Origin of the sequence: Citrobacter sp. wls757, assembly GCF_005280935.1 — a bacterium.
Lineage (GTDB): Bacteria > Pseudomonadota > Gammaproteobacteria > Enterobacterales > Enterobacteriaceae > Citrobacter > Citrobacter portucalensis.
Genome location: NZ_SZWU01000060.1, coordinates 1 through 8,068 on the forward strand (window position 1 = coordinate 1; position 8,068 = coordinate 8,068).

At 51.0% G+C, this 8,068-nt stretch carries 9 protein-coding genes; 3 read left to right on the forward strand and 6 right to left on the reverse strand.

All coding sequences use genetic code 11. The features are described 5' to 3' along the window. Window positions 1–50: 50 nt before the first annotated feature. Window positions 51–935 carry a D-hexose-6-phosphate mutarotase gene (locus FDW94_RS14855; protein ID WP_008784524.1) on the reverse strand — a complete coding sequence of 295 codons (885 nt, stop codon included), beginning with the start codon at window positions 933–935 and terminating at the stop codon, window positions 51–53. A 72-nt stretch (window positions 936–1,007) separates the two neighbouring features. Beyond that, complete coding sequence (gapA, locus tag FDW94_RS14860) at window positions 1,008–2,003, reverse strand: glyceraldehyde-3-phosphate dehydrogenase (protein WP_003030697.1); 996 nt, start codon at window positions 2,001–2,003, stop codon at window positions 1,008–1,010. 341 nt (window positions 2,004–2,344) lie between these two features. On the opposite strand from gapA, the gene msrB reads away from it, so the two are divergent. Both msrB and FDW94_RS14870 read left to right on the forward strand, forming a co-directional pair. Continuing rightward, window positions 2,345–2,758, forward strand: a complete 414-nt coding sequence (gene msrB, locus FDW94_RS14865; protein WP_003832475.1) for a peptide-methionine (R)-S-oxide reductase MsrB — start codon at window positions 2,345–2,347, stop codon at window positions 2,756–2,758. A 42-nt stretch (window positions 2,759–2,800) separates the two neighbouring features. After that, entirely contained in the window at window positions 2,801–3,076 is a 276-nt protein-coding gene (locus tag FDW94_RS14870) for a YeaC family protein (RefSeq protein WP_100272588.1), read from the forward strand. Between the two features lie 44 nt (window positions 3,077–3,120). On the opposite strand, the gene yajD is transcribed toward FDW94_RS14870, so the two are convergent. The 4 genes from yajD to ansA form a co-directional block, all read right to left on the reverse strand. Beyond that, window positions 3,121–3,465, reverse strand: coding sequence for an HNH nuclease YajD (gene yajD, locus FDW94_RS14875; protein ID WP_003832478.1), 345 nt, complete (start codon window positions 3,463–3,465; stop codon window positions 3,121–3,123). A gap of 94 nt (window positions 3,466–3,559) precedes the next feature. Next, a complete protein-coding gene (locus FDW94_RS14880) occupies window positions 3,560–4,813 on the reverse strand; it encodes a glycoside hydrolase family 18 protein (RefSeq protein WP_020996455.1) in 1,254 nt (417 codons plus the stop codon). Between the two features lie 258 nt (window positions 4,814–5,071). Continuing rightward, window positions 5,072–5,716, reverse strand: coding sequence for a bifunctional nicotinamidase/pyrazinamidase (gene pncA, locus FDW94_RS14885; protein WP_170974243.1), 645 nt, complete (start codon window positions 5,714–5,716; stop codon window positions 5,072–5,074). Window positions 5,717–5,724: 8 nt separating this feature from the next. Next, window positions 5,725–6,741, reverse strand: coding sequence for an asparaginase (gene ansA / locus FDW94_RS14890; protein ID WP_003832492.1), 1,017 nt, complete (start codon window positions 6,739–6,741; stop codon window positions 5,725–5,727). Between the two features lie 237 nt (window positions 6,742–6,978). On the opposite strand from ansA, the gene FDW94_RS14895 reads away from it, so the two are divergent. Beyond that, on the forward strand, window positions 6,979–8,046 hold the full coding sequence (locus FDW94_RS14895) for a helix-turn-helix domain-containing protein (protein ID WP_128611937.1): 1,068 nt from the start codon (window positions 6,979–6,981) through the stop codon (window positions 8,044–8,046). Window positions 8,047–8,068 lie beyond the last annotated feature (22 nt).

Sequence of the window (8,068 nt, forward strand, 5' to 3'; positions counted from 1 at the left end):
GTAGGCCGGATAAGGCGTTAGCCGCATCCGGCATGGTGCGCAGAGCTGTGTTAGCGTTTAGCTACACGAATAGTTTGCGCGAGGCGAGATGGTTTTTCTTCGGTGGTTTTCTGCGGAGCGGTCGCGTAAGCCGTTTCTACACAAACAAACGTTTTGTAGCCATCATCCGGCATGTCGCCCATGCTGACGGACAGCGCCGGGCCAGGGTTCCAGCCCACGACATTCAGGTGGTGGTGATGGACAACATCTATATTGCGATTCAACGCATCATCATGAATCACACTGCACGCTTCCGGATTCAGATAAACGCGATCGGTGCGGTCCGGGAAGGTCTGGATACCATCAGCCAGCACATCTTCTTTAGCATCATTCACTTTATCGATCAGGCGATCGCCAAGACCACTGACTTTCACTGCCGCAATATCACCAACGTTGAAATAGGTATGCAGTGCCGAGGTGGTTTCAAACTCACCATGAGCTTCCAGCTCCATTTCACAGGTGACTCCCACTTTGAAGCGGGCCAGCAGGCAGAACTCGTGCGGCCATAGCTGACGCGTTTCAGCGTTGCTCTGCAGTTCAAACGTTAGCACCACGCCATTGTCGTCTTCGTTGTGCGCTTTCAGCGTCCATGGCAGGTTGCGGGCAAAACCATGCGAAGGCAGGCCCTGCTTAGCAGCCGGACCAAACCACGGCCAGCAAATTGGTACGCCGCCACGCAGCGCTACGCCGGTTTTAAACGGGGTATTATTACTTAACCACAGGACTTCCTCTTCACCATTTGGTTTCCAGGAAAGAAGATGTGCGCCCTGCAGCGCGAAAGAAGCTTTAACCTGTGGGTGATCGACAACAAGAACCTCAAGCTCATCAAGCTGACGGCGGGAGAGGACAGGGGTAATTTGTTCGATTACCGGAAGTGCAAAAATTTTATTAATCATTACGCAATCCTTTCTTCAGGCAAAAAAAAGAGCGACCTGAGTCGCTCTTACAGATTACTGTTTCATCTCAACTTATTTGGAGATGTGAGCAATCAGGTCCAGAACTTTGTTGGAGTAGCCGGTTTCGTTGTCGTACCAGGATACCAGTTTCACGAAGTTGTCGTTCAGTGCGATACCAGCTTTAGCATCGAACACGGAAGTGCAAACTTCACCGTTGAAATCGGTAGATACTACGTCGTCTTCGGTGTAACCCAGAACGCCTTTCATCGGGCCTTCGGAAGCAGCTTTGATTGCTTTCTTAATTTCTTCGTAAGAAGCAGCTTTTTCCAGACGAACGGTCAGGTCAACAACGGATACGTTCGGGGTAGGAACGCGGAACGCCATACCAGTCAGTTTGCCGTTCAGTTCTGGCAGTACTTTACCTACAGCTTTAGCTGCACCGGTAGAGGACGGGATGATGTTCTGGGATGCGCCGCGGCCGCCGCGCCAGTCTTTGTGAGACGGGCCATCAACAGTTTTCTGAGTAGCGGTGGTCGCGTGAACAGTAGTCATCAGACCTTCGATGATGCCGAAGTTGTCGTTGATAACTTTAGCCAGCGGAGCCAGGCAGTTAGTGGTGCAGGAAGCGTTAGAAACGATGTCCTGACCTTCGTATTTGTCAAAGTTAGCGCCTTTAACAAACATCGGAGTGTTATCTTTGGACGGACCAGTCAGAACCACTTTTTTCGCGCCAGCAGTGATGTGCTTACGAGCGGTTTCATCTGTCAGGAACAGGCCAGTAGCTTCAGCTACTACGTCAACACCAACTTCGTCCCATTTCAGGTTAGCCGGATCACGTTCAGCGGTAACACGGATTTTTTTACCGTTTACGATCAGATGACCGTCTTTCACTTCAACGGTACCGTTGAAACGGCCGTGAGTGGAGTCATATTTCAGCATGTAAGCCATGTAGTCAGCGTCTAACAGGTCGTTGATTGCAACGATCTCGATGTCAGAGCGTTCTTGAGCAGCACGGAAAACAATGCGACCGATACGGCCAAAACCGTTGATACCTACTTTGATAGTCATATATTCCACCAGCTATTTGTTAGTGAATAAAAGGTTGCCTGTAAAATTACAAAAACCTTACGCAGCGTCAAGCGGAATCGTGTCAATCATTGCGACAAATCAATCTGCTGCCTAAGCTTTGCGCAACTGACTCGCCTCACTCTTCCTTTGGGCTTGAAACCACATGGGGTCGGCGGCCCGAATTTTAAAGGGCAATCAAGATAAAAACGTGATTCTGATCACGAATTGCAGGCTGCCATTTCGCAAGGATCAAGTTTAGAACAAAAGTTCGCACTCCGGTGTTAATGTTTTGTTAGAATCTGTCTCGCGATGTGAGTTTAGATAAAGCGAGATGTGAGCAAATGGCTAATCAACCTTCTCCAGAAGAACTGAAAAAAAATTTAACCGAAATGCAGTTCTATGTGACGCAGAATCACGGGACAGAACCGCCATTTACCGGACGTTTGCTACATAACAAACGTGACGGCATCTACCACTGTTTGATCTGCGACAATCCGCTATTTCGTTCCGAGACAAAATATGACTCAGGCTGCGGCTGGCCCAGCTTTTACGAGCCTGTCAGCGATGAGGCTATCCGTTACATAAAAGATACGTCACACGGCATGCAGCGCATTGAAATCCGCTGCGGAAACTGTGATGCACACCTGGGACACGTCTTCCCGGATGGTCCGAAACCTACCGGTGAACGGTACTGCGTTAACTCAGCGTCTTTGAACTTCACCGATGGTGAAAACGGTGAGCAAACCAAGGGTTGAAGAAACGATTCAGCAAATTATTCTACGGAGAGTGGATTTAACATGAATCTTGATGAGATGATCAACAGCATGACGCCGGAAGTTTATCAGCGCTTATCGACTGCCGTTGAACTCGGAAAATGGCCGGATGGCATAGCGCTAACGGCAGAACAAAAAGAGAATAGCTTACAACTGGTGATGTTATGGCAGGCGCGAAACAATATTGACGCGCAGCATATGACGATTGATACCAACGGTGAGATGGTGATGAAGAGCAAGCAGCAGTTGAAGGTTGAGTTTGGTATTACGCCAGAACCGATTGCGACGTTTAAATCCTGATTACCCAGGCCCGGCAAACATCTGTGTCGGGCCTGCAGTTGATGTTATTTCTTGTTCATCATCGCTTTCAGATCGGCGAACGGGTTGTATTTCGCTTCGCCCACGGCCTTTTGCGCATCTTCTCCTGCAACCACCGTTGAACCATACTGGTCCGCTTCCGTATATTTGGAATGCTCGTGATCGTGGCAGTACAGGCACAACATTTCCCAGTTGCTACCATCTTCCGGGTTATTTGAGTGATCGTGATCGATATGGTGTACCGTCAACTCGCGCAAATTTGAATACACGAACTCACGGGAACAGCGTCCGCAGACCCAGGGAAAGAGTTTAAGCGCCTTTTCCCGGTAACCGACTTCCAGACGGGCGTAATTTTTAGGGATAAAAGCCATAAAAGCGCATGCCTCCAGTAGAAAATGAAGAGCTGCGCCAAAAGCTGGCGCAGCAGAATGCGCTAATCATAACCTATTGTGTCAGGCGTTGGGATCAGTGTTTGATGCCTAACGAATCGGCTAACTGCTTCGCCAACTGATTATTGTCATCTGCGCCGTACTCCCAGAACATGGCGCCTGCCAACCCTTTGCTTTTGATGTAGTCGGCTTTGATCGCCACCGAACGCGGGTTTTCATAGGAGAGGGCAAAGAGTTTTTTTCCATCCGCAGACTGTACCGACAGCCACGGCACTTTCGCTTCATCATCCCAATGTTGACTAAAGCGTTTTTGCGGATCGTTGATCAACTTCGCCACAATATCGTTGTACTTCACGTAGGTGTCTTTGCTCAGGTCGACGCCCAGTGATTTGAACAACTCAATTTGAGCTGACTCGAAATAGGGTTGGGTAGCCGGGTTTTTCTGCGCGTCAGGTTTGCTCCAGTCAATACCTGGCTCAACGGCGCGTTTTGGTACGCGTCCATAAAAGCCAATGCCCAGATTCATTTGACTCGGTTTCAGACCGGCTGCGAGATAGTTATTGACCACAAAATCGGCGCTGTACTTATCCGCCGCGGCGACCGTCGGCCATTGCGTCGAATCATACAGGTTCGAGTTGAAATACTGGGTGCCGTAAGCCATGTCATAGGTCATCAGGTTGATGTAGTCGAGCGATGGGGCAATGGCTTTTACATCCACCCAGCTTTTCGGACTTTCCGCATTCGCGCCCACGGCGATGGTCAGCAGTTTTTTATGCCCCAATGCGGCGCGCAGTTCTGTTAGCAGCGCGGTGAAGTTAGCGCGGTCAGCCGGTTGACTTTCAACCAGTCCCCAGGCGCCGTTAACTGGATATTCCCAGTCGAGATCGATGCCATCCAGACCATATTTCGCAATTATCTCCTGCGCAGACTGAATAAACACTGCGCGTGTTTCCTTCGTTGCTGCCGCGCCAGAGAATCCACGCGCTCCCCAACCGCCGACGGAAAGCAAAACTTTTAGGTTTGGATTTTGTTTACGCAGTTGTGGAATTTTCAGCAAATCATCCTGCACTTTCTGTGAAAGCCAAATCTGATGCAGTTTGCTGGCGTCTTTTAAGGCGTCATTGGTCTCGTCTTTTTCGTTGTTGTAGACAAGGCCAAACGAATAGTTGAGATGGGTTATCTGGCGAACATCCAGTTTATTGATGTCGCCACCGGGACCGGCAGTGACGTCGCCACCACCATTAAAGTAGCCAACTGACATCAGTGAACTGGCGGAAACAACGCTGGCGCAGAGCAGGGGTAATGCTGCCAACAAAGGCAATAGTTTCATCGGTGTTCCTCTTTGACATTTAAACAAGCAAACATGCCACGGAAATGGCGTGGCGAAAAAAACAGCACCCGCAGGTTAACAGTTTCATAACAGGAAAAATGCGAAGGGGTTCACGCCATGCTGGCGCAGCGGCAAACCAATTTTGGTAGGTTGTATTGGTTAGAGGAGTGCTGGTTGAAAGGGAGATGCGTATTAATCCGGCCTATAAATTTGCAAAAATGTGCAGTTTCAATCGACCGGATATAACGTTTTAAAGCATTAGCGCTGGGTTTCCAGCCAGTCGTCCAACGTATACAGCGTTGCGCCCGCAACTGCCATTTCCATAAAGGCGTTTGCACTGTCCTGGGGGTGAATATTAACGCCACGGCAGCCGTCGGTTATAACGCTGACGGTGTAGCCAAGATCGAGCGCATCCAGTACGGTGAATTTGACGCAATAGTCGGTAGCCAGACCCATGATGATGAGCTCGGCAATGCGGTGTTCGAGTAGCCATGCATTCAGCGCGGTTGCCTGACGACGACCGTTATCAAAAAAAGCACTGTAGCTGTCGACCAGCGGGTTCTCACCTTTAGTGAATGTTTGAGTTATCGCACGCTGGTTCAGCAGCGGATGCAGGGCAGCACCTTCGCTGTTTTGTACGCAATGATCGGGCCAGAACGTCTGCGCCAGGCCATCGAGTTGTCCCTGGCTGTAGGGCTCGACCTGATGCTGGCTGGCAAAACTACCGTGATTAGCCGGGTGCCAGTCCAGACTGGCAACGACCGTGTCGCCGCGTATGGCACACCAGTCAATCAGGCGGTTGGCGATATCGATTGTGCTGTCACCTTGTGGGACCGCGAGGGCACCACCGGCACAAAAGTCATTTTGTAAATCGACCAACAGTAAGGCTCGGGCCATGGGCATAGACTCCTTTAATCGTCAGGCGTGAGTTCACCACGCAGATTTTGCGTCATTGCTTCACGAATTGTCTGCGTATCCAGTCCCTGACTCAGCAAATAGTGCAGTTTGGTGAGAGTGGCTTCGACGGTCATATCCGCGCCGCCAATCACGCCAGCATGCGCCAGCGCATTCCCTGTCGCGTAGCCCCCCATGTTCACCTTGCCGGACATACACTGCGTAAGGTTCACCACCACAATGCCACGCGAGCTCGCATCTTCAAGTTCTTTCAGGAACTCTTTATTCTGCGGCGCATTGCCCACGCCGTAGGAGCGCAAAATTAATGCTTTTACCGGCTGGCGCAGGAAGTTGCGTACTACATCAGCGGAGATCCCAGGATAAATAGTGACCACGCCAATCGGTTGCGGAGTGATAGGATGGACAATCAACTCACCTGTGCCGTGAGGTGCGGGCGGTGTTCCCAGCCGACGAATGTGGATCCCGGCTTCCAGCAGTGGTGCAAGGTTGGGTGAGGCAAACGCGTCAAAACCATCAGCATGCGCTTTAGTGGTCCGGTTACCGCGAAACAGTCGGTTGTTGAAAAACAGGGTCACTTCATTGATCGGATAATTTGCTGCAACGTACAACGCATTCAGCAAATTGATTTGTCCGTCAGAACGTAGCTCTGCTAATGGGATTTGTGACCCTGTCACAATGACTGGCTTGCCCAGATTCTCCAGCATAAATGAGAGCGCCGAAGCCGTAAACGCCATGGTGTCAGTGCCGTGCAGTATGACAAAACCATCGTAATCGTCGTAGTGCGCTTTAATGTCTTCAGCAATATGCTGCCAGTCTTCTGGCGTCATGTCTGAGGAATCCATCAGCGGGACGTATTCGTGGATGGTGAAGTCTGGCATCTCTGGGCGGTGGAATTCAGGCATCAGTGCCAGCTGACGCTGGAGATGACCGGAAACAGGAATATAACCCTGTTCTGAGCGCTGCATACCAATGGTACCGCCGGTATAGGCAACGTAAATCGATTTCTTTTGCATGGGCGTCACAGGTTAAGTTGTGCATAAACAGGCGCAGTATAAAGTCCCCCCTGAAAAAATACAGTGCAAATGACGCATACCTGCCATCCGATCAATATGTCATTTATGTTCAGTGCCTTGTCCCGTTTGTTCAGTGTGGTTTTGCTCCCTCGGCCCTACAGTAGCAGCCTTGCTTTTTGGATATAGCGATTGCCGTTATCATGTTTCGTCCTAATGACAATACGCATGGAGCCTGAAGTGAAGAAAGACCTGCGAATTTTTCAGCCAGGCGAGTGGGCGGATGGAGACATCATTACGGCTATCGATGCGAGTCAGATAGAGACACCGCGCAGACCACAGTTGAATGTCGGCATTCTTCTGTGGCCGGAATTTCCTCTGCTGGCGCTGGCGGGGTTAACCGATGCGTTACGTCATGCGGCGGATATGGGGGATGATAGCCAGAAAATTCGCTGCTCCTGGCGTCTGATGAGCGCTACACCAGACCGACCTGTTCTCAGCAGCTCAGGAATGGCGATGATACCGGATAGCGCATTCGTCGCACCGGAACAATTTGATTATGTGGTGGTGATTGGCGGCTTGCTGCGCAGTATGGCGAAAGCCGATCGGGCTGCGCGACGTTACCTGCATCTTGCACATCAACTCAACATTCCGCTGGTAGGTATCTGCACGGGGAGCTTTGTTTTGGCGCAAGAAGGATTCCTCAATGGGCTGACGGCGGCGATCCACCCCTGGCATCTGAATGATTTTAAAACGCAATTTCCTCAGTTGGCTGCCCGTAGCGGGGTCGATTTTCATGAGGAAAAAGGGATTCTGACATGTCCGGGGGGCATTTCGACGATAGGGCTGGCAACAGAGCTTATTCGCCGCCACTGTGGTCCCGACAGGGCGACAAAAGCCATCTTCCAGATGTCCGTCCCCAACCGCATAGACAGCACGTCAGTGGCGGTCTCCAGAGCGATAGGTTTTACCCACGTGAGCGACAGTCGGTTACGCAAAGCGGTCTTTTTAATTGAGCAAGGGCTGGTAAAGCCCATATCGACCCGCTGGCTGGCCGCTGAAGTCAACCTGAGTCCGCGACAGCTTACCCGGTTGTTTAACGCCGAATTCGCCCAGTCGCCGGGAGAGTTTATCCGACGTGCGCGTTTGCGTTATGCCCACTGGCTGCTGATGAATTCTGGAGAGAGCGTCACGGAGATTGCGCTGCGTCTGGGATTTAGCGACTGTGCGCACTTTATTCGTTTGTTTAGTCGGGAGTTTGGCTGTACGCCTGGAGATTGTCGCAGTACGCGACATCAGAATGCGTAAAAAATGCTGCCCCGACAGGGGC